Source organism: Hyphomicrobium sp. (genome assembly GCF_035548195.1).
Taxonomy (GTDB): Bacteria; Pseudomonadota; Alphaproteobacteria; order Rhizobiales; family Hyphomicrobiaceae; genus Hyphomicrobium_B.
The window spans coordinates 341,290-367,849 of sequence record NZ_DASZTY010000017.1 but is presented as its reverse complement, the minus strand read 5'-3'; the positions used below and the strand labels follow the sequence as shown (position 1 = coordinate 367,849).

At 57.4% G+C, this 26,560-nt stretch carries 22 protein-coding genes and 1 tRNA gene; 9 read left to right on the top strand and 14 right to left on the bottom strand.

The features are described from left to right. The first annotated feature begins 239 nt into the window (after window positions 1-239). The 3 genes from VHB22_RS06280 to VHB22_RS06270 all read left to right on the top strand — a co-directional run bounded on the left by VHB22_RS06280 (window position 240) and on the right by VHB22_RS06270 (window position 4,462). The gene (locus VHB22_RS06280; RefSeq protein ID WP_325456096.1) at window positions 240-2,288 is read left to right on the top strand and encodes a WD40/YVTN/BNR-like repeat-containing protein; all 2,049 of its coding nucleotides are present in this window, start codon (window positions 240-242) and stop codon (window positions 2,286-2,288) included. Between the two features lie 195 nt (window positions 2,289-2,483). After that, a complete protein-coding gene (rfbC, locus tag VHB22_RS06275; RefSeq protein WP_325456095.1) occupies window positions 2,484-3,092 on the top strand; it encodes a dTDP-4-dehydrorhamnose 3,5-epimerase in 609 nt (202 codons plus the stop codon). After that, on the top strand, window positions 3,089-4,462 hold the full coding sequence (locus VHB22_RS06270) for an NAD(P)H-dependent oxidoreductase (RefSeq protein ID WP_325456094.1): 1,374 nt from the start codon (window positions 3,089-3,091) through the stop codon (window positions 4,460-4,462). Before rfbC ends, VHB22_RS06270 begins: the two co-directional genes overlap by 4 nt. A gap of 98 nt (window positions 4,463-4,560) precedes the next feature. On the opposite strand, the gene VHB22_RS06265 is transcribed toward VHB22_RS06270, so the two are convergent. The 7 genes from VHB22_RS06265 to VHB22_RS06235 all read right to left on the bottom strand — a co-directional run bounded on the left by VHB22_RS06265 (window position 4,561) and on the right by VHB22_RS06235 (window position 13,263). Further along, window positions 4,561-5,601, bottom strand: a complete 1,041-nt coding sequence (locus VHB22_RS06265; protein ID WP_325456093.1) for a glycosyltransferase family 2 protein — start codon at window positions 5,599-5,601, stop codon at window positions 4,561-4,563. A gap of 12 nt (window positions 5,602-5,613) precedes the next feature. Then, entirely contained in the window at window positions 5,614-6,555 is a 942-nt protein-coding gene (locus tag VHB22_RS06260; RefSeq protein WP_325456092.1) for a glycosyltransferase family 2 protein, read from the bottom strand. Between the two features lie 3 nt (window positions 6,556-6,558). After that, entirely contained in the window at window positions 6,559-8,043 is a 1,485-nt protein-coding gene (locus VHB22_RS06255; RefSeq protein WP_325456091.1) for a lipopolysaccharide biosynthesis protein, read from the bottom strand. A gap of 7 nt (window positions 8,044-8,050) precedes the next feature. Beyond that, window positions 8,051-9,175, bottom strand: a complete 1,125-nt coding sequence (locus tag VHB22_RS06250) for a hypothetical protein (RefSeq protein ID WP_325456090.1) — start codon at window positions 9,173-9,175, stop codon at window positions 8,051-8,053. A gap of 64 nt (window positions 9,176-9,239) precedes the next feature. Continuing rightward, on the bottom strand, window positions 9,240-9,893 hold the full coding sequence (locus VHB22_RS06245) for a PIG-L deacetylase family protein (RefSeq protein WP_325456089.1): 654 nt from the start codon (window positions 9,891-9,893) through the stop codon (window positions 9,240-9,242). Further along, window positions 9,890-10,729 carry a sugar phosphate nucleotidyltransferase gene (locus tag VHB22_RS06240; protein WP_325456088.1) on the bottom strand — a complete coding sequence of 280 codons (840 nt, stop codon included), beginning with the start codon at window positions 10,727-10,729 and terminating at the stop codon, window positions 9,890-9,892. The genes VHB22_RS06245 and VHB22_RS06240 overlap by 4 nt, the downstream gene beginning before the upstream one ends. Before the next feature lie 470 nt (window positions 10,730-11,199). After that, window positions 11,200-13,263 carry a GumC family protein gene (locus tag VHB22_RS06235; protein ID WP_325456087.1) on the bottom strand — a complete coding sequence of 688 codons (2,064 nt, stop codon included), beginning with the start codon at window positions 13,261-13,263 and terminating at the stop codon, window positions 11,200-11,202. Between the two features lie 683 nt (window positions 13,264-13,946). Here VHB22_RS06235 and VHB22_RS06230 point away from each other — a divergent pair. The 4 genes from VHB22_RS06230 to VHB22_RS06215 all read left to right on the top strand — a co-directional run bounded on the left by VHB22_RS06230 (window position 13,947) and on the right by VHB22_RS06215 (window position 18,277). After that, complete coding sequence (locus VHB22_RS06230) at window positions 13,947-15,236, top strand: glycosyltransferase family 4 protein (RefSeq protein WP_325456086.1); 1,290 nt, start codon at window positions 13,947-13,949, stop codon at window positions 15,234-15,236. Window positions 15,237-15,238: 2 nt separating this feature from the next. Continuing rightward, window positions 15,239-16,435 (top strand): glycosyltransferase family 2 protein, encoded by a 1,197-nt coding sequence (locus VHB22_RS06225; RefSeq protein WP_325456085.1) that lies wholly within the window; start codon window positions 15,239-15,241, stop codon window positions 16,433-16,435. A gap of 116 nt (window positions 16,436-16,551) precedes the next feature. Beyond that, complete coding sequence (locus VHB22_RS06220; RefSeq protein ID WP_325456084.1) at window positions 16,552-17,688, top strand: NAD(P)/FAD-dependent oxidoreductase; 1,137 nt, start codon at window positions 16,552-16,554, stop codon at window positions 17,686-17,688. 130 nt (window positions 17,689-17,818) lie between these two features. Further along, on the top strand, window positions 17,819-18,277 hold the full coding sequence (locus VHB22_RS06215) for a cupin domain-containing protein (RefSeq protein WP_325456083.1): 459 nt from the start codon (window positions 17,819-17,821) through the stop codon (window positions 18,275-18,277). 118 nt (window positions 18,278-18,395) lie between these two features. On the opposite strand, the gene VHB22_RS06210 is transcribed toward VHB22_RS06215, so the two are convergent. Both VHB22_RS06210 and VHB22_RS06205 read right to left on the bottom strand, forming a co-directional pair. Then, window positions 18,396-18,473: transfer RNA gene (locus VHB22_RS06210), tRNA-Pro, on the bottom strand. A 167-nt stretch (window positions 18,474-18,640) separates the two neighbouring features. Then, complete coding sequence (locus tag VHB22_RS06205) at window positions 18,641-19,660, bottom strand: alpha/beta hydrolase (RefSeq protein ID WP_325456082.1); 1,020 nt, start codon at window positions 19,658-19,660, stop codon at window positions 18,641-18,643. Between the two features lie 333 nt (window positions 19,661-19,993). On the opposite strand from VHB22_RS06205, the gene VHB22_RS06200 reads away from it, so the two are divergent. Further along, complete coding sequence (locus tag VHB22_RS06200; RefSeq protein ID WP_414652709.1) at window positions 19,994-21,328, top strand: APC family permease; 1,335 nt, start codon at window positions 19,994-19,996, stop codon at window positions 21,326-21,328. Window positions 21,329-21,340: 12 nt separating this feature from the next. Then, complete coding sequence (locus VHB22_RS06195) at window positions 21,341-22,609, top strand: hypothetical protein (RefSeq protein WP_325456080.1); 1,269 nt, start codon at window positions 21,341-21,343, stop codon at window positions 22,607-22,609. 36 nt (window positions 22,610-22,645) lie between these two features. On the opposite strand, the gene VHB22_RS06190 is transcribed toward VHB22_RS06195, so the two are convergent. The 5 genes from VHB22_RS06190 to plsX form a co-directional block, all read right to left on the bottom strand. Beyond that, window positions 22,646-23,407 carry a phosphopantetheinyl transferase gene (locus tag VHB22_RS06190; RefSeq protein WP_325456079.1) on the bottom strand — a complete coding sequence of 254 codons (762 nt, stop codon included), beginning with the start codon at window positions 23,405-23,407 and terminating at the stop codon, window positions 22,646-22,648. Beyond that, a complete protein-coding gene (locus VHB22_RS06185) occupies window positions 23,404-23,943 on the bottom strand; it encodes a MerR family transcriptional regulator (protein ID WP_325456078.1) in 540 nt (179 codons plus the stop codon). Before VHB22_RS06185 ends, VHB22_RS06190 begins: the two co-directional genes overlap by 4 nt. A 76-nt stretch (window positions 23,944-24,019) precedes the next feature. Continuing rightward, window positions 24,020-24,325, bottom strand: coding sequence for an integration host factor subunit alpha (locus VHB22_RS06180; protein WP_325456077.1), 306 nt, complete (start codon window positions 24,323-24,325; stop codon window positions 24,020-24,022). A gap of 138 nt (window positions 24,326-24,463) precedes the next feature. Continuing rightward, on the bottom strand, window positions 24,464-25,444 hold the full coding sequence (locus VHB22_RS06175; protein ID WP_325456076.1) for a beta-ketoacyl-ACP synthase III: 981 nt from the start codon (window positions 25,442-25,444) through the stop codon (window positions 24,464-24,466). Between the two features lie 2 nt (window positions 25,445-25,446). Beyond that, complete coding sequence (gene plsX, locus VHB22_RS06170; RefSeq protein WP_325456075.1) at window positions 25,447-26,535, bottom strand: phosphate acyltransferase PlsX; 1,089 nt, start codon at window positions 26,533-26,535, stop codon at window positions 25,447-25,449. Between the last annotated feature and the right edge of the window lie 25 nt (window positions 26,536-26,560).

Below are 26,560 nucleotides of genomic sequence, written 5' to 3'. Positions count from 1 at the left end.
TCCTTTGTGGAAGCGCATCTCCATCCCCGCCTGTGGCGGACGACAGATCAGGCATTTAACCGCGGTTTTTGCCAAGATATGAGCAACGTCTCGACACTCAACATCACTCAGCCTAAGACTTGAAACCTGTGGCCACCGTTCTTACCGACGGATAGAGGAACCATAGCAGCACGGCTTTAAGTCAATGCGCGCGTTCGGACGCCAATGCCATGCAGCTTACAAGAACAAAAAGCTCAATCATGAAGTTCGCTGCCGCGTGCTTATGGGCTTTAATATTCGCGGCCGCTGGGAGTAGTGCTTCTGTCGCCGACGAGAATTGGAAATTTGCCGGCTGGTACGGCGGCGGCTGCTATCCGAATGTGGAATTCGATCCCTTCATACGCAACCAGTTATACGTGACTTCTGATGTCGCCGGGATTTGGCGCAGCAAAGACGGGGGAAGCACGTGGCATTTCATCACTGACGGGCTTACAAATCTGAACGTCTCACAGGTCGCCGCATCGCACGTGACCGCGGGTACGCTTTATGCCGGTACAGCAGCAGGGCTCTATTACTCCCGAAATTCTGGGGACAAATGGAATAAGACAAACGATCTCGGCGGCCGCATCAAATTCGGCCGGCCCGAAAGCTATCGGGCAATCGCACCCCATCCGGCGAAGGCCCATTCCGTTTGCGTCGGCACATTCGATGGCAACGTGTTCTGCTCGGATAATGACGGCGCAACTTGGAGCGATCTTTCCGCCCCGCATTCTGCAACTGCGTCTTCGCCAGTTGTATCGCTCGACTACTTGCGAGACGGTTCGGGTCTGATAGTCGCGAAGAGCAAAGAAATCCTTCGATACGATTTTGCGGGCCACTCTTGGAAGAATGCCGAGATCGGCACCGCCGACATCACCGACATGACCCGCTCCGCTTCAGGCTATATCGCTGCCGCAGGTGGAGAGCTTTGGACGTCGGACAACACGGGGCTGAAATGGCAGCGGGCAATAGGCCGCCATCCTGGCAAAGTTTTCAGAGTGGCGTATGACGACAAGGACAGCATCACGTACGCAGCTTTCACCCGGGACTGGACCGGCGGACTTCTTATCTCCGCAGACAGCGGCGCAAGCTGGCAGGTGATTGGACAGACAGTCAATCCAGACGATCGCGGCAACCCCACACGCAGATGGGCTGCTTCAGACTCGAAGAAAACGAGCCTAAAAATCGATCCGTTTGATCCAAATACGATCTTCCAAACGGATTGGTGGGGCATTTGGCGAAGCACCGATCAAGGCGTAAATTTTTCGGAAGTAATTACCGGCGCACCAAATACCGTCGGCACAGACCTCGCAATCACACCGGCCGGCGAGCTCTATGCTGCAAGCATGGACGACGGATTACTGAAGAGCAGCGACCACGGAAAAACCTACACTCCTATTTTTCCAAGCAGCAGTTATAAATCCGACGAGAGCGGACACGTATGGAGAGTGATGAGCTTAGATAAAGGTCGCCTTCTCGCTACGTCGTCTCCTTGGAACAGGGACATCAATCAAGTCCTCCTGAGCGACGATGGTGGCGGTTCGTTTCGCAAAATCCGGACCGGACTGCCTTCCCGGCCACCGCGAAAAAATACCCTCTGGGACAAAGGCTACCCGCGCGCCCTAGCCGTCAGTCCTCACGACAAGCGCACGGTCTATCTTGGCATAGATGGCGATGACGGTGGGGGACTGTTCATTTCGCACGATGCCGGCGAAACCTGGTCACGGTCGCCCGGCCAACCGCCGTCACTGCGGATATACAGTGGTCTCGCCGTCGATCTTGCTGATCCGAATACGATCTATTGGGGTGCTGTCGGCGATGCGGGAGGAATCTATCGTTCCACCGATGGAGGCAAAAGCTGGAAGATCGTGTTTCAAGGAAGCCGAGCGATCTTCGAGATTGACGTGGCAAGAGATGGTGCAATTTACGCCTCCGGATCTATGGGCGGCGGGGCGCTCTTTGTTTCCCGCGATCACGGCACAACCTGGAAAACGTTAAAGGTATTCGGTTCAGAGAGCGCCAAACCCATCGCGCTCAGCCCGGTGGACACTAAGACGCTCGCCGTCGGCACGGTGAATTGGTCAGGTAACGCGCCCGAGCAGATTTATTTAAGCCGGAACGGCGGAGCCACCTGGAGAGACGTCACAGGCGATCTCCCGCCAGGAAGCGGTGCTGCGGCAATGAAATTCAGTCCCGACGGGAATTACATTTACATGTCTCGATCGGGGGGCGGGATCTACAGACTCCCCGTCGGCGCACTGTCTAACTAAACCATCGTCACGGCTTGTGTTTGAAAGCAAGTAAACAACTTTTTGAGTGATCAAGATCTGGGCAACGTCGCAACTTGCGTGGTTAACTCTCTTAACGCGACACGCTTGTTGCGGCGTGAAACATACGCGTAATCAGCATAGGGAAAGTGCGCGCAACCTTTGAGATTTTTGTAGCGCGCGAACGGAGGAATAATCGTGAAATTTATTGAGACCAAACTCAAAGGCGCATTCGTCCTCGAACTTGAGCGGCGTACGGATGAGAGAGGATTTTTTGCTCGTGCTTTTTGTCAAAATGAATTTGAAGATCATGGATTGAAGCCGACGATCGCCCAAGCAAATATCGCCCACAACATTCGTAAGGGCACGATCCGCGGAATGCATTTTCAATATCCGCCGGCAGCCGAGACGAAGCTCGTTCGCTGTACGCGTGGCGCGATTATCGACATCATCGTGGATCTTCGCCCGGAAAGCAAAACGTTTCTGCAGCACTTCTCGGTCGAGCTCAATGAAGACAACATGCTCGCCCTTTATGTTCCGGAGCGCTTCGCTCACGGTTATCAGGCGCTCAGAGACAATACCGATACAAGCTATCAAGTCGGCGAGTTCTACACCCCTGCGGCCGAAGGCGGCCTGAAGTATGACGATCCGCGATTGGGGCTAATATGGCCTCTGGAACCGACAGTTGTTTCCCCTAAAGACATGGCCTTTCGCAGTTTCGATGAAATCGAGGCCGAATTGAAAGCGAAAATGTCGAGCAATATATCCAACTCGCGGCAAGAACGCCGCCAAACGAGCGCAGCATGATCATCATCGACACAGCTTTGAGAGCGCGTGAAGAATCTGGTGAGCCCATCCGTGTCGGCATAGTTGGTGCCGGCTTCATGGCTCAAGGTCTCGCCAACCAGATTGTCAACAGCACACCCGGCATGCGGCTCTGCGCAATCTCTAACCGGCGCATCGAGCGCGCATTCGACGTGCTTCGCTACGCTGGACACGACGATGTCGTCCAGACTGCTAGTCAAACGCAACTCGACAGCGCACTCGCCAACGGCAAGGTCGTCGCGACCGAAGACGGCATGCTGCTGGCGCGGAGCGACTTGATCGACGTAATCGTCGACACCACAGGGTCAGTCGAGTTTGGCGCACATCTCGCGCTCGAAGCATTCCGCCACGGCACGCACGTCGTGCTCATGAACGCCGAACTAGATGCGACGATCGGGCCGATCCTGCACGCCGAAGCCGACAAGCACGGTGTGATATTGACGGCCTGCGACGGCGATGAACCTGGCGCACAACTAAATCTCTATCGCTGGGTAAAAGGTTTGGGACTTACGCCCCGCCTGGTGGGCAACGTCAAAGGATTGCAAGATCCTTATCGCAATCCGACAACCCAGAAGGGCTTCGCCGAGCGTTGGGGTCAAAACCCGGCTATGGTCACGAGTTTCGCGGATGGCTCAAAAATCAGCTTTGAGCAGGCCATCGTCGCCAATGCAACCGGCTTCAAGGTTCTGTCGCGCGGCATGTCCCGAGGACGTGTCTACGATGGCGACGTCATGAAGATCGGCGATATTTACGATATCGATCAGCTGCGGAGCCTCGGCGGCGCAATCGACTATGTCGTCGCCACCCCACACACGAAGATTTACTGCCTCGCAGAACATCCGGACCCGAAACAGCAACACTATCTCAGTCTTTATAAGATGGGTGACGGGCCGCTCTATCCCTTCTTCATGCCTTATCATCTCGTGCATTTCGAGGTGCCGGGAGCCATCGCCCGCGCGGTCATCTTTAAGGACAATCTCGCAAAGCCGCTCGGCGGCCCCGTCGTCGAGGTCTGCGCCGTCGCGAAGCGTGATCTGAAAGCAGGCGAGACTCTAGACGACTATGGCATGTACATGACCTACGGCGAAGCCGCCAACGCCGAGGAGATGTCATCGAGCCGATATCTTCCCGAAGGCCTCGTGGCTGGCTGCCGCTTGAAACGCGATATCCCTCGCGATCAGGTTCTGACTTACGACGACGTTGTGCTTCCCGTAGGCCGACTGGCCGATCAACTTCGTGCCGAGCAGTATAAGAATTTCCGCGGCGAAACATGGCTGCTCGAGCATTTGCGCGCGACTAGCCAAAATACAGGGGAAATGCGATCGCGCGACGTTTCTTTGGCGTCAACCTGACAGCGAAATCGAGCGAGCTGATTTAAAACAGGCGGGATGAGCAATCGTCCCGCCTTTATTTATTCAATGCATCGTCGAAAGCGCGGCCTTCGCGGTTTTCAACGCATCCGCAATATCGGGAAAGTCAGCCCTTCGCGCGACTTTCGGATCGCCTCCGCTCCCCTTTCACGCGATGCCGACGAAAGATACCTGGCGAGGCTCGATAGAGGCATCCGCCCAAGCATCGCCTGCTTCAGTATCCGCGGCATGATCGCTCGCCGCGACAACGCCATGCTGACATCGACGCAAGCATTTGCCTTGTCTACCTCGCCGAGCCGCTCAAGATCCATGCCCAACCAGAACGCGCTGACTGCGATTGCCTTTTCGGTTTCCTTGAGCAGCTCTCTTGCTTCCGGCAGCGTGCCTTCGTTTTGCAAAAAGAAGTGCGCCATATTATTATAGCGCTCAATGCAGTCGAGCGACGGATCGCGGCGGTATTGCTCAGTGATTTGCGAGGTATGAATGCGCCTGATGCCCTGCACGGATTTCGTTTCCGCGACGTTGCCGAGCGCCGCGAGCCGAAACCACATGTTAGAATCGAATGCATACTTGAGCCCTTCGACATAGCGGCCGGCGCTGCGCTGCGCTGACGTCCGCCTTATCACCGTCGTCGCGCCAACAAACTTATAATTGACCGCCACATCCCTGATGAAATCGATCCCCGGTACCACGGTCCAGCTGTCTTCACCCGGCTCGCTCGCTTCAGGCGGAATCTTACCGGCTTCGAATGGGATTTGCAGCTCCGTACCGTGACAAAACACGACGCTCTTATCTCTTTCCATGATCGAGATGCCACGCTCCAGCGCGCCAGCCGGCAAAATGTCGTCGGCATCCGAGATAATGAGGTAGTCGGCCTCGACCCAGTCGAGCCCCGAATTGTAGTTTCCGACCTGGCCGATGTTCTTATCGTGAGCGATGACCGTTACGCGCGGATCGTTCTTAGCGATTGCCTTCGCGACCTCGACGCTATCGTCGCCCGATGCGTTATCGATGACAGCAACCCGAAGGTTATCGACGTTCTGGCTGAGAATGCTGCCGAGACTGTCGGGCAGAAAGCGGCCGTATCGGTAGCACGGCACTATGACGTCGATACTGGGCACTGCTCGCCTCGTCTAACGCTGGTCAGAACCTAAGATTTCCTTCGCTTCTGCGCGCGCGCCCTTTGGCGAGGCGGGCTGTGCTTCCCCGCTCGTCCGCCCGCTCCGCGTCTGAAAATAGGCTTCGATCTGCTCGATCATATGCAAGCCAAAAACGGAATAACGGAAAAGCAGCGAGCTGATGGACCCTGGGCCTTTATGCTTGCGCCAGACATATTCGTAGCTTCGCATTCTCATCGATCGAAGCTCGCGCCGGTCAAGTCGATTTGAAGTTGACTCGTTATGATAGAGCCGCGCCTCCGGAATCATCAAAATTTTCCAGCGCTTCGAGATTCGATACGTGAATTCCGCATCTTCGCGATACGAATAGCCGCTGAACCACGTGTCAAACGCCTCCCCCCTAAGCGCCTGACTCCGAAAGGTCATATTGCATCCATGCAGCATGTCGACGCGTGTCGGCCGCGTGATGGCACGATGATAAATCGGATAACCGAAACCGGATGGCGTCATTCTTCCATTCCAAAAGTTCAGAAGAAACGCTGTAGCAAGCCCCTGCCGGAGCCTCCACCGGACACCACCGAAGGGCGTGTTGAGTACACATCCGCCGACCGCGCCGAGATGGGCATCGGCCTCAAGAGCCGCCAGAATACGCTGATAATAGTCCGGCAGAAGAACCACATCGTCGTCGAGAAAGCTGACGATTTCGCCTTTGACCGACGACACGCCCCTGTTACGGGCCGCAACGAGGCTCGGCTGACTCTGGGGCAGATAGCGAAGACGCCCCATAAGCGCGCCGCCGGCATTGAAACGTTCACAAAGAACACGCGTAGCATCATCGCGGCTTTGATCCACAATGATGACCTCATCGGGCAGACGCGCCTGCGAGCCAAGCGAGAGAAGCGCCCTTTCGAGGTCGGCAGATCGATTCATCGTCGCGATGATGACGCTAAGGATCATGATCTACTCAACCGGCTTTATTGCCATGCGCTCTGGCGGATAAGATGCTCCCCTGAGGCCGCCTAGCACGTCCGCAAACAAATGCCTCTGTCCGAAGACAAACAGCAGTGCACCACCGTACACGATCATCATCGCAGTACCGCCGAGCGCCAATCTGATGATCGGGTGAGCCAAGTCTGCAACGAGGTATTGAACAACGCCGGCGGCTCCGCCTCCGATAATTCCGGCGGCCAACGGGCGAGCCGCAGCGGCGAAGATCTCGCGCATTGTAATTCCAGTGCCGTGAATGCACCACGCAACATGCGGCACGAGCCAAAGCATCATTCCAGCCGAAAATGCCGATGCGACGCCCACCGGGCCATAGGGCAGCCCGGCGAGGTACGAGCAGATGACGACGGCCGAAAGCACGATTGCAATCACCAAGCTCCTTTTCACCAGCCCGACGGATTGCATTACCCAGCCGAGCGGATTGATGATTCCCAAAATCACGATCGTCGGCGAAAGCGCTCGGAAAATCATCGCTGCATCGTGCCAGCGCGGCCCAAGCGCAATCAGAATAATGTCGTCGGCGAAGACCGCGCAGAATATCGTGATTGGCATGGTGGTGGAAAGGACCAGCTTGTAGCCTTTGAGAAAGTAGCTCTTGAACCGGTCCCTTTCGAACTGCAGACGGGAAAGGGCTGAAAACGCCACTCCGCCGAACGCGAAGTTGAGCGTCTGCGTCGGAATATTAATGAGCTGATACGCGCGGCTATAGAGGCCGAGTGCATTGCTGCCATAGTAACGGCCGAGAAGCATTTTATCGGCGTTGTAGGCAAAATAGACAACGAGACTATTTATTGTCACCGCACCGCCGAAGCGGACGAACGACGCCACGCTGCGAACATGACGCGGCCGCCCCGGGACCCAACCGGTCGCCAGCCAAGCCCCGATCGTCATGACGAGAGGTCCCGCAACCACGCCACCGACAAGCGCCAGGAAACCCCAGCCGGAAAGCGCCATCCCGATGCTGATGATGGCCGAGGTGAACTGGCTGATAAACTCTATCAGCGAAAGCGCAAGATATCTGAGATCGCGCTGAAGTAGTGCGAGGTGCTGCACCCCCGCGGCATTGAACACGAAGGCCGGCGAGACCAGCATCATGACGTACGCCGTTTTCGGTTCATGATAGAAGCTGGCCAGCAGAGGGGCCGCGGCAAGACAAAGCAACGCCAGTGCGACACCGATCGCCATGTTGACCCAGAAGAGCGTCGAAATCTCTTCGTGCGAGACTTCGAACCTTTGCACGGTCGCCGTCGACAACCCGCCGGTTGCAAAGATGTCGAATATGCCGGTCACCACGGTAACCATGGCGACGATGCCAAAGTCAGTCGGCTCCAGCAGCCGCGCCAGAACCATCAGTGTGCCGAGACGCAGCGCCATGCTCGCGACTTGGCCCACAAGCTTGGCAGCGCCGCCGCGAATAGTCTTCTGCTTCAACCCGTCCACATCCGCCTCAATGTGAGCAATGAAGCGCCTGGCCAGCCGGTGCTCGGGAAGGGTCGCACACTGCGCCTGTCGCGCCAACCACATTGCCTTCTCCGGCATCCTTCAATGCCGGTTCTTCCACGCGTTCGAGCCACACTTCGCGCCACCACGAGTAGATGCTGCGCGGACAGAACATGCGATGCGTACTGTAGAGAGACCGGCACCACACATTTTCAAGGATGACGGCGCGCGTCTTGAGCGACCGCATCTTTCCCGTCTTCTCGTCGACGAATTTTTCAATCGGTGATCTGACACGATACGTGCCCCCGCAATAGGGCACGAGTTCAACGTCGAAATAAAGATTCCGGTTAAGATTTCGGCTATCGAGCGTTGCCAGAATTTCCTCATGCGATTTGACGCGAACGAGATCTCCAGCCTTCAGATTGAGCCTAGAAACAGGATATTCGGTTCCATCTGGCAGTGTTCCCTCGCGGTGAGGGCTGGCCATTCCGCCGACCATCTCCTGGATCTTATTGTACGTCTTCCTCAGTATCGGAAATCTGCGTCCACGCCGCCGCCCCAAAACGACATAGAGCAAGCCCAGTGGAAGATCGACGAACCGCGTGTTCCCCGAAGTATAGTCTTCGACGTATTGAAAGAGGTTCCACCACGCAAGCGGCTTCGTCGCCTTAGGCAATTGCGTGATCTGGCACATGTAGCGCGCGTCCGGCCCAGTCTCCGGGCCACCTTGGGTCGCTTGGGCGATCACGTCGCGCTCGCTGCATCCCTTGCCGTGACCCGCCCCAGCCGCATCGCCTGCCTTCTTCGGAGAGTAGACAATCGCCGTGCCGGAACTTGCGGGCTTCAACCACGCTTCCTTCCAGAAGATTAGGCAGCCGGCCTGACATCCGCCGTGCGCGCTGCCGTCGCATCGGACATCGAGATGCACGGTATTTTTTAGCTTGCGGCCGGCCAGCGTAAAGATCGGATCACATGTCTTGTGTGCCCGCTTGTAGACGCGAAACCGCTGTCCGCAGTAGCGAAACATCTCCGGCATGAATGGCATTTCATCAAGGCATCCGCGCTTGTCGAGAGTCGCCAATATTTCCTCTTTGGACTTGACTTCCACCCAATCGCTCGCACTGAAAGTCATTGGATCACACCCTACTCGGACGTAACATCAACACCGGACGCATTTATGTGACTCAGACAGTAGATCACCCGATCTGCAATTTTCTCGCCACGAACGCCTCCGCGTATCGCTCGGGCGCGCGGCATTCCATTCCTCTGAGGCGGGCAAGCCCGCGAAACGTCTCGTCGTCGAACCAATCCTTGGACCGCTGCGACCCGAAGCATGCATCCAACACCTCGATCTTGCGGTTCATGATCTTCTCCGACATCGCTACGTACAAATTGGGTTGGCATAGATCGCCGTCCCACTTGGGAATTTCGTATTCGAGCACGAGATGATCACGAAACGCATTCCAAGTCAGGCGAGAGACTTCGCGGTGATCCTGATGGGCGTCATCCCGACGATGTGTGAAGACAACGTCGGGCGCCGATCGCGACTTTACGTCTTCGATCCAGGCCTTCACCTCGGCGCCCTGATAGGGGAAATGCCCATCACGAAACTCGCCGATCTCGATCCGCTGCCCGGCGCACCCTTTAAGAACACTCGCCGCTCCCATGGTTGCTTCCTCGCGACGCTTACCGACAGCACTTAGGACACACCAGTGCACATCGACTTCCACACCCGCTGCAATCCAGCCGAGGATCGTGCCGCCCACCCCGATCTCGATATCGTCTGAATGAGCTCCGAAGCATAAAACAGAAAGTTTCTGGCCAGGCTGGCCGAGCGTCAGAGCTCTCATGCGTCCTGCCCGCTCAAAACTCTTTGCTTTTCAGAATCGGGCTGAGGCTGCTCCGCACGATGACTGGCATCGATCTGCCAAGGCACATTGCCCTGCTCAACGATATCGACAAGAGCTTGGCGGTCGCGAAGGGTGTCCATCGAGCGCCAGAAACCCGAGTGCTTATGAGCCATCAACAAGTCGGCTTCGAGCAACCGCCGGAAGGGCTCAACGACGAGTTCCTCCCCTTCGCGCATGTAGTCGAAGATCTCACGGCGAAAAATAAAAAAGCCACCATTGATCCAAATGTCCGACGCTTGCACCGAGCGAATATCCCTGACTCGTCCGTCATCGGCGATGTCAGCAAGATGGTACGTCAACGGCGGACGAACCGCGACGAAGCAGCCGACCTTATTTGACTTCTTGAACTCCTCGATCATTGCATTGAGATCGATATCCGCAAGGCCGTCGCTGTAATTGGCGAGAAAGATCTCTTCGTCCTTGAGCTTATCGCGCACAAACCAAAGACGCTGGCCGATATTCCGCCATACGCCCGTATCGATGAGTGTGACACGCCAGTCGTAATTACACTCACTCAGAAGCTCTACGTTCGTACCGCCCCTGGAAACTACACAGTCCTCGAACAACTCGGGTTTCATGTTCAGGAAGAATTCCTTGACGGCGCTTGCCTTGTAGCCAAGACACAGAATGAAATCCCGATGCCCGAATTGACTGTAGTAGTTCATGACATGCCAAAGGATGGGCTGGTGTCCGATGGGAATCATTGGCTTCGGTATATTTTCGGAATATTCGCGAATGCGCGTGCCTAGCCCGCCGCAGAACAAAACAACTTTCATGACGCATCACCTGTTACGAGAGTCAATTCGTTGAATTCCAAAGTTTCTCATGCTCACGATATTGCCGGACGACAGCCGCCCCAAAACATTGCCCAATGCTGTCGATGGAAAGTTTCGAACACGCCTTCCACATTGGCGGACAACATTCTTGACCGCCGCCGCAGCACCAACTTCGCTGCATCGAAACTCATTCGGCACCGACCGCATCTCGATGGGGACGTCCTCCGTCACCGGATGATGGAGAAAAGCAGAGAATGCGTCGCCAAAACCGGCTGCCCCGACAAAAGCTAACACATTGAATCAAGTTGATACGACGTATGGATCGTATCAGAGTTAACCAGACGGGTGGTCGCCAATCGTCGGAAATATGTGCCCAAGCCCTTCTGTCAATTATTAGAAAGACTCGATCTCTTTTGGTATTCGAATAAGACATCGCGTTATTCTCGATCCCGATACGCCCGGGCGAACGCTCAAGTACGACCCGAGGGTTTCGGTTTTTTTTCAGCCAATCGCCACGAGCGCATCAATGCCGACCACATGCTGCGGGACGCAGCAATTTTCGAAGCGCGGAATGTCCCTCGCGCTTTAGGCTGCGCCATATTCAAAATCGCCCCAAAGGGCTTAGGACTGATGGTGGAAATTTGCCTCATCAGATCCTCGGCTGCGGATTGTGCCGTTCGACCGGATTTGACGACGACCAGCACGACGTCCGCCATATCAATGAGCGCACCAGCATCAACGTGCTGACCCATAGCCGCGGTATCAATCACGGTCAGATCGTACTTGCTCCGCGCTGCTTCGATAAACTTTCCGACAGCTGGAGAGCTGAGAATGTCCAGAGGCGAACCCGTGTCAATGGACCCCGCCGCGCAGAAGTCAGGCAGAGCATCACCTCGTCTGACTACGATGTCCGAGAAATCCCCGCCGGCGACCTGACACAGCCCATTTGCAGTACGATCTCCAAAAGCACGAGTAAGACCCGGATTTCGAAGATCGGCATCGATTAATAGTGCCTTTCTGCCTGCACGCGCTGCCCCCGCAGCTAGTTGAGCGGCGATCGTGCTGCGCCCATCGCCGTCGTCTTCCGACGCGATGACGACGACGTTGTTCTTAGACGTGGACGTCGAGCCGATCCATTTTCTAACACTGAAGATCGCGCGTTCGAACGTTCCATCGTACCCGCTGCTTGGGGAAAAACGATCGGCAGCCGTCTCTCCTTTATGATTCCGCAAACCGGATTCGAGCTCAGGAACGAGCGGGATGACCGCAACGGGCTGCAGCCCGAACGCCCGTTCGACGTCGGCGGCCGAATAAATCGTCGGATGGGCTAACTCGCGCAAAAGAATGCCCGCACTTCCCAGAATGAGCGAGCCGAGCAAGGCTGCCGCGAGCATCAGCTTCTTTTTTGGGAAGCTCGCATCGGCTGGCGGCACCGCATAGTTGACGATTTGCGCATCCGATGAAACCGCATTTTCTTGCGCCTGCGCTTCGCGGTATCGATTGAGAAGTGTCAAATAAATCGTCTTCAACGCAGCCGCATCGCGCCTCAATTCGTTGAGTTTGAGAAACTCCTCCTGACTCCGTTGCAATTTCTGCTTGAGAGTATCGAGTCCGCTTTCGAGAAGCTTGACCTGATCCTTCGCGGAGTCCCTCTCGACCTGGTTCGCCATCGAGTTTACCTGGCTAAGGCGCGCTTCGGCCTCGGCAGCGCGCGCGCGAGCTTTCGCAAGCTCTTGCTCGTGATCCCCAATTTCTTTTTGGGTCAAAGTGACATCGCCAATTTCAACGATATCTTTGTCGGCCTTGTATTTTTGAATCTTCCTTTCCGCGGCGAGAAGCTCGTCCCTCAACTCATCTACGCGTTCTTTGAGCAAACGACTATTAGCGTGCGTGGCGTCCGACTTCACACTCAACTGGTCGGCGATGTAGCCATCCATGAACGCATTGGCGATACCAGCCGCGCGCTTTGCGCTGGTGTCGGTGTACATAATGTCGACGAGTAGGCTTCGCCCCTTGCGCTCTATTTTCAAGTTGCGTTGAAGCAGTTCGACGCTGCGCGGCGAATAACGAAGCACAGGGTCCTCCGACGCCTTGCCTTTGCTTGCGCTTCTTTTGTCTGCATCGCTTTTAGAATCTTCATTAGCTGAGGCAACGGGCAGCGGAATATTGCGCGACTTCATCAAATCCATTGCACGTTCGGCAATGCGCGGCGACCGCATCAATTCGATTTGAGTGTCTATATTATCTTGATCAGAGTCAGCGCTCGCGAGCACGCCACCGATATTAAATAGCTTGGGTTGTCTGGAATCCAAGATCACGCTGCCCGCCGCGGTGTATGCTCGTGGCGCAACGATCAGGTAGAAGCCCATAAGTCCGACACCAAGGGCGACTATTCCGGCCAGTTCGCGTGCATTCCTCCGCAGGATTTCCCAAAGCAACGTCAGATCGAAATTACCGCCCCATTTAGCATATGGCTCAAAGCCGCGGCCGTCCGGAACCTCATCTGCTTCGATAATCCGTCGCTCGAACCCCATATGAGACGCTCCGCGTGCCTTGCTTCGTACGTGCAGTCGAATTAACCGACTATCCCGGCTACCTGCATGCAATATGCCAACGCGAATGCCGGATACGTCCGCCGTCGCTCTTCGTTAACGAACGTGTTCTTGGGCGTCCGCCATGGACCGGCTGCGCTTCGAGCCACAATAGCCGTCCTGTCTCGGGGGCCCAGTCCTAACCCTGCGAAAAAATTGAGATCCTGCTGTCTGCAAAATACGTTGGCGGTCTTTGTCCGTCGAAAGATATCGTCCCATCTTGCGACAGAATTATAATTGGAGGCATAGAGACAAATTTACATCCTATCGACAATCGCACTCATTTCGACGGTTTATCAAATGGGAGTAGCCCACTTGGTCGTCAGCGAGTCCAAACGACGTAGGCAGAAATACAAAAGGTGTCTCACATACGTGTTCATTGCGGGACATTTGTTAAGGTTGACCAAACCTTTCCCGTCCGCGCCTGCCTGTTTGTGCATTAGCTGATCTCGCGACAGCGGGCCGGGCATGGCGTTTGCTACGACGTCGGGGCCGCAATCTCGCGGCGCCAAAAGCACCGGCGCATCGGAGCGCCGTGCGGAAAAATGCAGGCATCGTGAGTATCGCGGGTAATGACGGGCCATGTCTCCAATCCAGTCGAATGCACTGATTGGGTTTTAGACCTTATGCAAAATCATTCCCACAGGATCAGGCCCGCAGTTACGTCAAACGTCGGCTATATCGTCAATCAATACCCGAAGGTTAGCCATTCTTTCATTAGGAGAGAAATCCGCGCCGTAGAAGACTGCGGAATATCCGTCTCGCGATACGCGATCAGAGGTTGGGACGACACAAGCCTCGTAGACTCGGCAGACAAAGAAGAACAGCGGCGGACTGTTTATGTCCTTAAACAGCCGGTCTACACGTTAGCCCGCATATTCCTCGCTACTCTGATCCGCAGTCCGCGCGCGTTCTTTTCTGCCGCGAAAGCTGCACTCGGCATGATGCGGCTCTCCACCAATCGAAAACTCGTGCACTTGGCCTACCTTGCCGAAGCCACCGTGCTGGCCAAATGGGCCATCGACGACAAAGTCGAACACCTGCACGCCCATTTCGGAACGAATTCCGCAGAGGTCGCGATGCTCGTCCACTGCCTCACCGGACTTCCGTTTAGCTTCACCGCCCACGGTCCGGAAGAATTTGACAAAGCCGATACTCTCGGCCTTGCCGTTAAAGTCAGAGCAGCCGAATTCGTCTGCGCCATAAGCTCGTATGGCCGCAGCCAAATTTGGCGATCGCTCCCGTACTCGGAATGGGACAAGGTTCGCGTAATTCATTGTGGGGTTGACGATAAGTTCGTTCACTCCGAACCTCCTTCAACGAACCCAAGAAATCGCTTGGTATGCGTTGGCCGCCTCTGCGAGCAGAAGGGCCAACTCCTTCTCGTCGAGGCAATCGGAAAATTAATTGCGCAGGGCAGAACCACCGAACTGGTATTCGCCGGCGACGGCGAAATGCGCAGCGACGTGGAGCAGCGCATTTCCGAGTTGGGACTTCAGGATCACATCACCATAACCGGCTGGATCGATAACGATCGAGTCATCCGAGAAATTACCGAGGCCCGGGCGCTGGTGTTGCCAAGCTTCGCCGAAGGAATTCCAGTCGTCCTGATGGAGGCGATGGCACTCGAGCGCCCCGTTATCACAACCTACGTTGGCGGCATACCCGAGCTTGTTGAGGACGGCGTTTCGGGCTGGCTCCTTCCTGCAGGCGACCTCGAACGCCTGACCCGAGCACTAACCGCGTGTCTTTCGGCATCCGAGGAACAGCTACGGCGCATGGGCCGAGCGGCGCGTGACAAAGTCTTGCGATCGCACAATGTTTACAGCGAATCCGAAGCGCTCGCGTCATTGTTTCACGCTTCCTGCCGACGTGCTCAATCACTCAATAAGTTATCACCGTCTTTGGCGTCATAAGAATGGACACCCTGCTATCGATCCTAAACGCAGCATTCCTGATCGCAGGCGCCGCGACCCTCGTGCCTGTCGCGACGCTCGGATTGCAGATCGCCTGCTCGTGTATCCCACTTCGCACCCGAAAACCCTCTGGCACGGAGAGACCGCCCGTTGCTGTAATCATTCCAGCACATAATGAGCAGTCCGGGATCGCGCGAACGATAAATTCCATCCGTGAGCAGCTCAAACCGTCGGATCGTATGATCCTCATTGCCGACAATTGCACCGACGACACGGCGGACGTAGCACGTGGCCTCGGAGCCGAGGTCGTCGTGCGTGCGGATCGGACCAAGATCGGAAAGGGCTACGCGCTCGACGCCGGGGTGAAATATCTCCTGTCCTCAGACGCGCCTGAGATTGTCTTATTCGTCGATGCCGATTGCGTATTGGCGCCGGACGCCATCACTTCGCTGGCACATGCCTGCGCCACGCAAGATCGGCCCATCCAGGGTCTCTATTTGATGACCCTCCCCGAAGAAGCCAATATCCGCCAACGGATAAGCGCGTTTGCATGGAGTGTTAAGAATGACCTGCGGCCGCGCGGGTACTATAGACTGGGAATGCCCTGTCTTCTGATGGGAACCGGAATGGCCCTGCCCATTCATCTTCTCGACCGACTCAGTCTGGCCACCGATCACATCACTGAGGATACGGTGATAGGCCTCAAATGCGCATTAATGGGAAAGCCTCCGGCTTTTTGTCCGGACGCGGTCATCACGAGCGAATTCGCACCAACGGAATCTGGGCGCGAAATACAGAAGTCGCGATGGATTCACGGACAGCTCTCGGCCCTTTTCGAGCTTGGTCCGCTGCTTGTCGTGGCGGCCCTTCGCCGCCGAGATCCCCGGCTGCTGGCACTTGCGGCAGATACCTCTGTCGTCCCGCTCGGATTTTTGCTCATTTTCGTTGCGACGTTGAACCTCGCCACGCTCTGCTGGTTCGCTGCTACCGGACATTTATGGCCGCTGGTGCTGAGCGTTACGAGCCTCGTTATCGCCGCCCTGGCGCTGATCGCGGCATGGATAAAAACTGGACGCAATCTTCTTCGCCTCCGCGAAATTCCCGATATCTTGCGGCACGCTGCGCGGCAGCTGGTCGTGATAAAAGATTATGTCGTGGGACAGCGTGCGCGATGGATACGCTCGGAGCGCGGTCATTGACTGCGCGGCAACATTCCCCCGACAAGTTACCGCGCGATTCAGACCCGTATCATACGCCTGGCGCGATCGCTAAAATCACGCGGCGTGCAGCAGCCCTCTGATCGAATTCCAAAGACATGACCTCATCCCTCGCACCCGACGCCGAAACGCTCGTCATCGGCGGAGGCGTTGTCGGCCTCGCCATCGCCGCCGAATGTGCGATAGCAGGGCAAGAAACTTACGTCATCGAACGCAACAACGCGATCGGACAGGAGATCAGCTCGCGATCGAGCGAAGTCATCCACGCCGGTCTTTACTATCCGGCGCAATCTCTCAAAGCGCGATTATGTGTCGAGGGTAGGCAAAGGCTCTACGCCTACGCAAAAGACCGAAACGTCGCGTTTCGCAAACTCGGCAAGCTGGTCGTCGCGACCTCACCGACAGAAGCCGAGACGCTCAATAAAATAGCCGAAAAAGCAAAAATCAACGGCGTCGACGATATCCGCTTTATGGACGCCGCCGATATCCATGCGCTTGAGCCCGAGATTGCCGCGGTCAAAGGGCTCTTCTCTCCCTCAACCGGCATCATCGACAGCCACGGACTGATGCAGGCGCTGGAAACGGACGTCACCGACCATCGCGGCACGGTTGTCTTGGGAACGGCAGTCCGCCACGTCAGGCGCCGCCCAGACGATCTTTTCGAAATCGAAATGTCGACCGGCTGTGAAATTGCAAATGTCACTGCCCGCAATCTCTACGTGGCAGCCGGACTCGGAATGGGCGAGCTTGGACCGCGACTCCCCCGAGCCGCAGCCTACACGCCGCCCCCGCTCTATTTCGCCAGAGGCCATTATTTTGCATTGCGCGGCGGAAGACCTTTCAAACGCCTCGTCTACCCGGTGCCGGTCGAGGGCGGACTTGGCACGCACCTGACTCTCGACCTCGAAGGCAATGTGCGCTTCGGACCAGACGTGCAATGGATCGACCGCGTCGACCATGCCTTCGAAGAAGATAATGGGCTTCGCCTTCGCCAATTCGAGCAATCCATCCGCCGATACTGGCCCAGTCTCCCTGATGGCGCATTGACGCCCGATTATACCGGCATCCGCCCCAAGACCTCACGACAAGGCGAGCCGGCACGAGACTTCGAAATCCACGGGCCTAAAGACCACGGTATCCCGGGCCTCGTCGCCCTCTACGGGATCGAGAGTCCAGGTCTCACATCGTGCCTTGCGATCGCAAAATATTGCGTGACACTCGCGCGCGAGTGTTGAACTCCACCGTTTTCACAAGCGTCTGAAATGCGGGCCGCGAAAATCCGGCTGCCATGCCAGCCCCGATTTGGCTCACAGCCGCTTCTAATCTACGTTGCGAACGTCGTTGCCGATCGAGAGGACCCATTCGATGAATAGCCCCTCAGGCTTGGCGTGTCGGGTAATTCATGCCGCAGATACCTACGACGGGAAACAAGGCTTGACCTATTTCTGCGGCATTGCCGCGGAGACCGTAGGATCGAAGGGCATATGTATGCATCTGCTCACCATTCCGCCCGGCGGGCGGGCCAAAGCGCATCTGCATGAAAGCCATGAAACAGCCGTCTACGTGCTCGATGGCGAAACGGTGACCCTTTATGGCGAGCGCCTTGAGCATGCAATACGCTCGCAGGCGGGAGACCTCGTCTATATTCCCGCCGGTGTCCCTCATCTGCCGATCAATTTGAGTGACAAACCAGCCTCCGCCGTGATCGCGCGCACCGATCCTAATGAGCAAGAGAGCGTCGTACTTTTGCCGGAGCTGGAACAATTCGCGGAACAAACCATCGCGTCACTGAGAAAGGAGAAACGGCCGCGGGAAACGGATTGAAATCGAGGCGGGCTACCCGCTACCGGATGGGGCACGACACCGCCCGCGTTAAGAAGCGGTTCGCAGCACAGCCGGATGAAGCGTCCCGCCACGTCAGTCTTGCACTGATTTAAAGATTTGGTCGGAGCGAGAGGATTTGAACCTCCGACCCCCAGTCCCCCAGACTGGTGCGCTAACCAGGCTGCGCTACGCTCCGTTGGCCATTCGACGATGTCGTGCAGGGCCGCTTGGCCGGCCCACGGCCGCCATCGCGGTCGTCCGGGTTGGGTAAAGGAACGGCTCCCTGGCGTCAAGGCGGCAGGTCCGTTGTAGGCGCCGCCCTTCGCGGCTGCCCGGACATGACCTTCCGTAACCGCAGGGGCATCAGCGCCGGTATTCAGGAAGACGCTTCAAAATATCTATGATCGGATAATCGACCCAAGCATGGGTCACGAGATCACGATGGCGCCCGCTCCCTCCCCGAAGGACCGTCGCACCGCCGGAAGCTAGACGGGTATTGATCACTGGGCTGACATCCACGTCGTGGGCCGCGAGAATGTCTTCGAGACGTGCATTCTGATTTCGGGTCGAATTGAGATAAGCGCTGACGAAAAAAGCGGAAGGGTCGCCCTCGATCCAGTTCGCGAATTTGTCGAGATCGCCGTAGAGAGAGTCGAGCAGCACAACCCCGCGAACCCGTTTCTTCAATCCGCCGCGCTCGATTGCGGACGCCGCAGCGACATACCCGCCGCTATACGCAACGATGATGATCGGCATGCTGGCGAATGTCCGAAGCGACTTGCGATCGCCTTGCAGCCGCGCAAGCTGCTGGCCAGCTTCACCGATGAACCTGCCGAAGGCGCCAGGCTGCCAGAATTTCCCTGCGCTCGAATCCCGGGCATCGACAGCCAGTTGCGGAGCGACGAGCACGACGTTGGCATTCGAGGCCGAGATCTGCGCCGGAACTTTCTGCCGATCCAGCACGTCACGTTCGAGAGTTGCGCCATGACCGTGAAAGAAGACGAGCATCAGCGCCGGGCGTCGGATATCGAAGCCTTTCGGAATGTGCAGCAGTACCCGATTATCGTTGTACGTCTGATCTTCCCAATAGACTCGGCCGGAGCCCGTCCGGTGCCCTTTACGGCCGTTTTCATCGACGTTGAGGAATGGCGTATGCGTGCCTGGGATCATGCCATGGTAGGGAAAGGGAGCCGTCTGGAAGGGCACAAGCGCAGTCCGCGCGGACTTCAGCGGCGCGCTGCGCGACCGAACAAGCGTCTTCGACGGCGCAATCTGGCGATGCCTTGCGATCTTGCGAGCACCCCAAGCGCCCGTAATACCGAAAGTTAAAGCCAAACCTGTACTAAATGCCGCCGCGAGGAATCCCCGTCGTCCGTATTTCATGGTCCTGGGCGCAATTTCGTTGCGATAGTCCTAAGCGTGCGTGGCCTGGTTAGAGTCCGATTTACCGTCACCAATAATAGTCGACTCACGTCTGGCCTTGATTCCGCCTAACGCACTAAAGTCCAAAATTGTCCATATCGTGAGTGGAAGACGTAAATGATATTTGGCGCATCTTCGGACCTTCCGGCAAAAGAATGCCAACCGGTTCACGCCAGATGTATTTTCGCCACTCTAATTGAACATGTCGCCGCTCCCGTTGTTGGCGGGCGTGCGAGTCAATACTGTCCGCGAGTCGGCCAAGGCTAAGCGTCTCTTATGACAAGCGCGACCAGCATGAGCGTCCCGTCTCCAATAGCACCCCGGCTCGACGTCCGGACGGTGTCGACGATGACGGCCATCGCCCTTGCCGTTGCCGATATGATCGGCATTGGCGTCTTCACCAGCCTCGGCTTTCAAGTCAAGGATATCCCCTCGGCATTTCCGGTGCTGATGCTCTGGATTGTTGGCGGCATTGCGGCGCTTTGCGGGGCGCTATCCTATGCGGAATTATCCGCCGCATTTCCGCGCTCCGGCGGCGAGTACAATTTCCTTTCGCGCATATATCATCCCGCCCTCGGCTTTCTAGCCGGATGGATATCAGCCACCGTCGGCTTTTCCGCACCGATTGCGCTCGCTGCCATGGCCTTCGGTGTTTATTTCAAAGGTGTCGTCCCCGGCTCGTCACCGCAGCTGCTTGCGCTCGCGGTCGCCTGGATCATCACCTTCATCCACTTGAGCGGCGTCAAGCACTCGGCCACGTTTCAGAACGTCTCGACCGTCGTCAAAGCGGCGTTGATCGTCGCACTGATCGTTGCCGGCTTCGCCTACGGTACCCCGCAGCCGATCTCGTTTACGCCATCGGCCGGAGATATCGGGTACATCGCGAGCGCTCCGTTCGCCGTCAGTTTGGTCTTCGTTATGTACGCCTACTCGGGGTGGAACGCCGCGACCTATATCGCGGGTGAGATCCAAGACCCCTCCGTCGCTCTTCCGCGCGCCATCATTGCGGCAACCGTCATCGTGATTGCGCTGTATGTCGTCCTGAATGCCGTCTTCCTCTACACAACACCGATCACGGCAATGGCCGGACAACTGGACGTCGCATTGATTGCGGGGAAGCACATTTTTGGCGACTTTGGAGGGCGTATCGTCGGCGCCCTCATCTGTATTGGCCTCGTGTCCTCGATTAGCGCCATGACCTGGATCGGGCCGCGCGTAACGATGACCATGGGCAAGGACCACCCGCTGCTTTCACCGTTGGCTCAAACGACCGCCGACGGCGTGCCGACCACGGCGATCCTCCTACAGCTTGCCATCGTCAGCCTGCTGCTGATGACGCAAAGCTTCGAAGCCGTGCTCGATGTCATCCAGTTCAGCCTGACGCTCTGCTCGTTCCTGGCGGTGCTTGGTGTCATCGTTCTACGCTGGACCGAACCCGGCCTTGCACGACCGTACCGGACGTGGGGATACCCGATAACGCCCCTGATCTTTCTCGGGGTCACGGCGTTCATGATGTATCACCTGATCGCCGAGCGGCCTCTGCAGTCCCTCGCCGGGCTAGGCATTATGCTCGCAGGTTTGGCGATCTATGCATATTCGCAAATGCGCCGGGTTGCGGCGAGGATCTGAGCAGGTACGACAATGTTGAAAACGCGACTGATCGCAACGCTTGTCAGTGTCGTCGTCACGGCATTGTCATGGACGTCCAGCGCCGCATTCGCGGCGCCGAGCGCGAGCGCCGACGATACGGCACGCTTCCTCGCAGGAATGCCGCCATCTGCCGGCTCGCCGCTTGCAAATTACGCAAAAGATGCCTTCTGGAAACAGCACGCCGCAAGCTTCAACGGCTCCTGGAACGGCCTTGAAAAGCGCCAGCTCTCAAAGATCCGGGCGTTTGTCTCGAAGAATTTCACAAATCCGCAGCCCGTGCTGTTCTACTTCTTCAGCGGCCCAGACTTCCTCTACGCCGATACGTTCTTCCCGTCTGCCGACACTTACATCATGGCGGGCCTTGAACCTCCCGGCCCGGTTCCGGATCTGACAAGGCTCTCTCGGCCTCAGCTCGCGGGCGCTCTTCGGGAACTGCGATCGTCCCTCAATTCGGTACTAAGCTACAGCTTCTTCCAAACCAAATTCATGCGCCTCGACTTCGGCCGGGGACAGCTTCAGGGAACGCTGCCTGTTCTGATGGCCTTCCTGGCGCGCTCGGGCAAAACGATTGACGACGTTACGTTGATCGACCTTCAGAAAGACGGAACCATCCATCCGGCAGAAAACAAAGTGCCGGACGTCACCGCCAAAGGCGCAAAGATCGTCTTTTCCGACAACATTGGTAAGAAGAAGACCCTCTATTATTTCAGCACCGATCTTTCAGACGGCGGCATCAAGACGAGCGGCTTCACGCAATTCTGCGACACGTTTCAGCACCCCGACAGCTTCATCAAGAGCGCGTCCTACCTGATGCACCAGGATAAGTTCTCGATGGTCCGCGATTATCTTCTGAAACACAGCGCGTCGATTCTCGAAGACGATTCCGGAATCCCGATCCGCTACTTCGCACACGGCTGGCGGCTCCAGCCCTATGGCCGGTATGTCGGTCCGATTGCATTGTTCGGCGGCCAATATCAGTCGCAACTCTCTCAGGTTTTCCGCAAAGGAACCACCCCGATCGATTTTGGCATCGGCTACCGCTGGCGGCCGAATGAATCGAACATGCTTCTTGCCGTAAAGGACGAAACGGCGACGGCAATGGAACTCCCGCCGCCGAGCCCCGAAGGAAACGCCAACAGGTCTCGCCGCGAGGAAGCCAAGTCGGAAGCTCCGCGCAGACGAGGGCGTATCTATCGACGCCGCCAGCATAAGGAAGAGACGGTGTTCTATCCGTACAAGCTCTTCGGCTACTCGCCGTAATCTAAAAGAACGTCCGGCACCTCATCCGAGCGAACGCTATCGCTGGTGGGGATTTGCCATGAATGCTGCGAACTCATCCACGCGCGTCGGGAAGTGTCTGACGATAGGATGATCCGGCATCACAGTTGAAGCGACAGCCGCCACGTAATCGGCCCCCACATCGAGTTCCGCAACGGCCAATGGAACCTGGGATTGCGCGCTCCGCCCGCCGACACCGCCGATCACACCTTCTTCTGTCAGCAAGACGCCGATGCCGGTACCACGTGCTTTGGCGACGGCCTCCAAACGAACCCAAGCTCTGAGAACGTCGGTGTCATCATCGGAATCAAACGGCGAAGCGCCGCCCATGGCCGCCGCGGCACGAACGATGCGCTCGCGCCGGTCTGCCGTCATCGACAAAGACTTCCGCTGCTCGATGTCCGCGCCAAGAGAAGATTGAGAAGACACGGCGATCAACGCAACGTCGCCCGTGTGGGACACATTGAAGGAAGGAAACCCCGCGCCAAGCGACGGACGCCCGCCCGCGGCAATTGCAAAATCCATTCCCCGAATGCCCGCTCCGGCCGCGCGTTCCAGCACGATGCGCGTCGCAATGCGTGCCGCGCGCCAGAGGCCTTGCGCCTGCGGATCGTCGCCGAGCCGGGCGGCGCGCACGACATCGGCAGCTCCGAGACGCGGCGTGCGCGCCTCTTCCGCTTCAATAAGCCCTGCCGAAGCGACGAGATCGACGAGCACAATTTCAAAATCGGAAAACGGCATCCGCGCAGCACTCGGAGTTAGCGCCGGCGAGACGTTCACGTCCTGCCCGCGCGTGCCTTTTTCGGCTCCGATGCCACGCTTACGGGATTGATCGGCTGACCTAGCAATATCGTGCGCGCAATCTGCAACTCTCGGATGGCCGCGAGGATATAGGTGCTCGAACTATCGCGTCCGTCCTCGCCAATCACTGCCGATTGTGCCGACTGCGACGGTAGCGTGTTCTGGTTCGCATTTGCAAGCGGCTTGCGGCCGCGCTTTCGCTTCGTTGACGAAGCCGCCTCTGCGGCTGTTTGGGTCCGCGGTGTACGCTTGGCCGCCGCCTTCACCTGATCGACGCCATGCTCGCGCAAAATCTTCTGCACGCCCCTGATGGTGTAACCTTCAGCGTGCAGTAGCGCGCGAATGCCTCTCAGAAGCTCCATATCTTCGGGCCGGTAATAGCGCCGGCCGCCGCCGCGCTTCATCGGTCGTATCTGCGGAAAACGTCCTTCCCAGAACCGCAAGACGTGCTTGGGGATATTCAGTTCCTCGGCGACTTCTCCGATCGTGCGAAATGCCTCCGCCGACTTGTTCATCGCCCTCACCTTTCCAATGTGCCGAATATTACAGCGGCTGAAAGCTGCGCTGCCTGAACGTGCCGAACCGACGCCGTTAGCGCTTCAGGTGACCCTTGTTGATGCGATCCTTCATGATGTTCGACGGCCGGAAAACAAGCACGCGCCGCGGCGTAATGGGGACTTCCTCTCCAGTCTTCGGATTCCGCCCGATACGCTCGCCCTTCTGCCGGATGCCGAAGGATCCAAACGAGGAAAGCTTGACCGCATCTCCCTCTGCCAAGCTGCCGGAAATCTCGTCGAGAACGCGCTCGACAAGGTCCTGGCTCTCGTTACGTGGCAACCCAACCTTCGCGACGACCGCTTCCGCGAGATCTGCCCTCGTCAACGTCTTGCCGACCATCTTTTTTCCTCCCATCCCGCATAACGTCGACCGAGAATGGTAGCGGCAGTTGGTCGCGGGGTCAACGTAATGCGTTGAAGAAACACTAAAAAATTTGGTCGGAAATTGCTACAGCGAATGCGCCGTAAGGCCAGGAAATCACCAGCGTGCCAGCGCAGCGCCCCAAGTGAAGCCGCCGCCCATCGCTTCCATCAGGATCAGGCTGCCCTCCTTGACCCGATGGGCTTCGAAAGCCTCGTTTAGCGCCAGCGGGATCGAGGCGGCCGAAGTGTTACCGTGCTTATGCAATGTCATCACGATCTTCTCCGGCGCGACGCCGAGCTTCTTCGCGATGCCATCAAGAATGCGCTTGTTGGCCTGGTGTGGAATGAAAAGATCGATCTCGTCGGCAGCATATCCGGTTTCGACGAGCGTTTCTTCGATAACGCCTGAAATCTTCTGAATGGCGTGCCGGAAAACTTCGCGCCCATTCATCCTGAGATGTCCGACGGTCTTCGTCGATCCCGGGCCGCCGTCGACGTAAAGCAGATCTTCATAACGGCCGTCGGATCGAATCTTGGTCGCCAGGATGCCTCGATCTTCCCGCATCCCATGCAACGGCTGAGCTTCGAGCACCAACGCGCCCGCGCCATCGCCAAACAACACGCACGTCGACCGATCCGACCAGTCGAGGATGCGCGAAAACGTTTCGGCACCAATGACGAGCGCGCGCTTGGATTGTCCGGTCTTCAGGAAGTTGTCCGCGACCGTCAAAGCATAAACGAATCCGGAGCAAACGGCTTGCACATCGAAAGCCGCTCCCTTCGTGACGCCCAGCATCGATTGAATTTTGATAGCCGTCGCCGGAAACGTACGATCCGGCGTCGCGGTCGCGCAGACGATCAAGTCGATGTCGATCGGATCGATCCCAGCGCGAACGAGCGCTTGCTTCGCCGCGGCCGCACCAAGATCAGACGTCTTCTCCGTCTCGTCGGCGATGTGCCGGTTGACGATCCCCGAGCGCTCCCGAATCCACGCATCGCTCGTATCGACAATCTTCGAAAGATCGTCGTTCGATACGATACGCTTGGGGAGATGCGCGCCGACGCCACGAATGACGGAGCGGAGAACTGCGACCACGCCTAGACCTTTCCGAGCGCGCCGCCGGCAGAACGTTCTGGCGGCACACCGCCGGAGCCGGCCTCCGACAGCCGATGATGAAACCCGCCGATGTCGGCCGTCAGGCGCGCAATCAGACCGGAATCGGCCATTTCGTAAGCAAGATCGACGGCGCTCGCAAATCCAAAGGCATCGGTCCCGCCGTGGCTCTTCACCGCAATGCCGTTCAGTCCCAAAAAAGTGCCCCCGTTAACCCGGCGCGGGTCCATTTTCTCTCTCAAAACGCGGAAACCACCCTGGGCGAAGAGCGCGCCCAATCGGCTCATTAACGAACTCCCCATTGCGGCCCGGAGGTACGTCCCTATCTGCCGGGCAGTCCCTTCCGCCGTTTTGAGCGCGATATTGCCCGCAAAGCCCTCGACGACCACGACATCGACGGCTCCCTGCCCGATTTGATCCCCCTCGACGAAACCTTTGTAGTCCAAAGGCAGGTTCTCTGCAGATTTGAGCAACGCGTGCGCCGCCTTGACATCCTCGTTGCCCTTCATCTCCTCGGTGCCGACATTCATCAGTCCCACCGACGGCCGCTCGATGTGGAAGACAGCGCGCGCCATCGCCGCGCCCATCAAAGCGTAATCGGTCAATTGCGTTGAGGTGGCACCGATATTGGCGCCGACGTCGAGCACGATGCTTTCCGATTTGACGGTCGGCCAAAGCGCCGCAATAGCCGGTCGCTCAATACCGGGCATGGGCCGCAGAACGAGCTTCGCAATCGCCATCAACGCGCCCGTGTTACCCGCCGAGACAGCTGCGTCGGCGTCAAGCGACTTCACAGCCTCAAGGCAGAGCCACATGCTCGAACCCTTGCCACGGCGCAGCGCCTGGCTCGGCTTCTCGTCCATCCCGATCACATGATCCGTATGGACGATCCGCGAGCGGGCAAGCAGCTTCGGATGCTTACCCAGGGCGTCGTCGATCCGCTCCTGTTGCCCAAAGAAAATGAAGCTCAGCGCTGGTTGACGTTCAAGCGAGAGAGCTGCTCCAGGGATCACAACCTCAGGCCCGAAGTCTCCCCCCATTGCATCGATTGCGATTGTCTTAGGGCTCGCCATGCTTGCCGATTGCCCGTGACGCCGA

Bases quoted from the DNA above. Each gene is read 5' to 3' on its own strand.
- VHB22_RS06240 (WP_325456088.1), bottom strand. From the start codon at position 10,729: ATGAAAGTTGTTTTGTTCTGCGGCGGGCTAGGCACGCGCATTCGCGAA.
- VHB22_RS06220 (WP_325456084.1), top strand. From the start codon at position 16,552: ATGACCTCATCCCTCGCACCCGACGCCGAAACGCTCGTCATCGGCGGA.
- VHB22_RS06235 (WP_325456087.1), bottom strand. From the start codon at position 13,263: ATGGGGTTCGAGCGACGGATTATCGAAGCAGATGAGGTTCCGGACGGC.
- VHB22_RS06245 (WP_325456089.1), bottom strand. From the start codon at position 9,893: ATGAGAGCTCTGACGCTCGGCCAGCCTGGCCAGAAACTTTCTGTTTTA.
- plsX (WP_325456075.1), bottom strand. From the start codon at position 26,535: ATGGCGAGCCCTAAGACAATCGCAATCGATGCAATGGGGGGAGACTTC.
- VHB22_RS06180 (WP_325456077.1), bottom strand. From the start codon at position 24,325: ATGGTCGGCAAGACGTTGACGAGGGCAGATCTCGCGGAAGCGGTCGTC.
- VHB22_RS06205 (WP_325456082.1), bottom strand. From the start codon at position 19,660: ATGAAATACGGACGACGGGGATTCCTCGCGGCGGCATTTAGTACAGGT.
- VHB22_RS06225 (WP_325456085.1), top strand. From the start codon at position 15,239: ATGGACACCCTGCTATCGATCCTAAACGCAGCATTCCTGATCGCAGGC.
- VHB22_RS06185 (WP_325456078.1), bottom strand. From the start codon at position 23,943: ATGAACAAGTCGGCGGAGGCATTTCGCACGATCGGAGAAGTCGCCGAG.
- VHB22_RS06230 (WP_325456086.1), top strand. From the start codon at position 13,947: ATGCAAAATCATTCCCACAGGATCAGGCCCGCAGTTACGTCAAACGTC.
- VHB22_RS06200 (WP_414652709.1), top strand. From the start codon at position 19,994: ATGAGCGTCCCGTCTCCAATAGCACCCCGGCTCGACGTCCGGACGGTG.
- VHB22_RS06250 (WP_325456090.1), bottom strand. From the start codon at position 9,175: ATGACTTTCAGTGCGAGCGATTGGGTGGAAGTCAAGTCCAAAGAGGAA.
- VHB22_RS06270 (WP_325456094.1), top strand. From the start codon at position 3,089: ATGATCATCATCGACACAGCTTTGAGAGCGCGTGAAGAATCTGGTGAG.
- VHB22_RS06195 (WP_325456080.1), top strand. From the start codon at position 21,341: ATGTTGAAAACGCGACTGATCGCAACGCTTGTCAGTGTCGTCGTCACG.
- VHB22_RS06215 (WP_325456083.1), top strand. From the start codon at position 17,819: ATGAATAGCCCCTCAGGCTTGGCGTGTCGGGTAATTCATGCCGCAGAT.
- VHB22_RS06260 (WP_325456092.1), bottom strand. From the start codon at position 6,555: ATGATCCTTAGCGTCATCATCGCGACGATGAATCGATCTGCCGACCTC.
- VHB22_RS06280 (WP_325456096.1), top strand. From the start codon at position 240: ATGAAGTTCGCTGCCGCGTGCTTATGGGCTTTAATATTCGCGGCCGCT.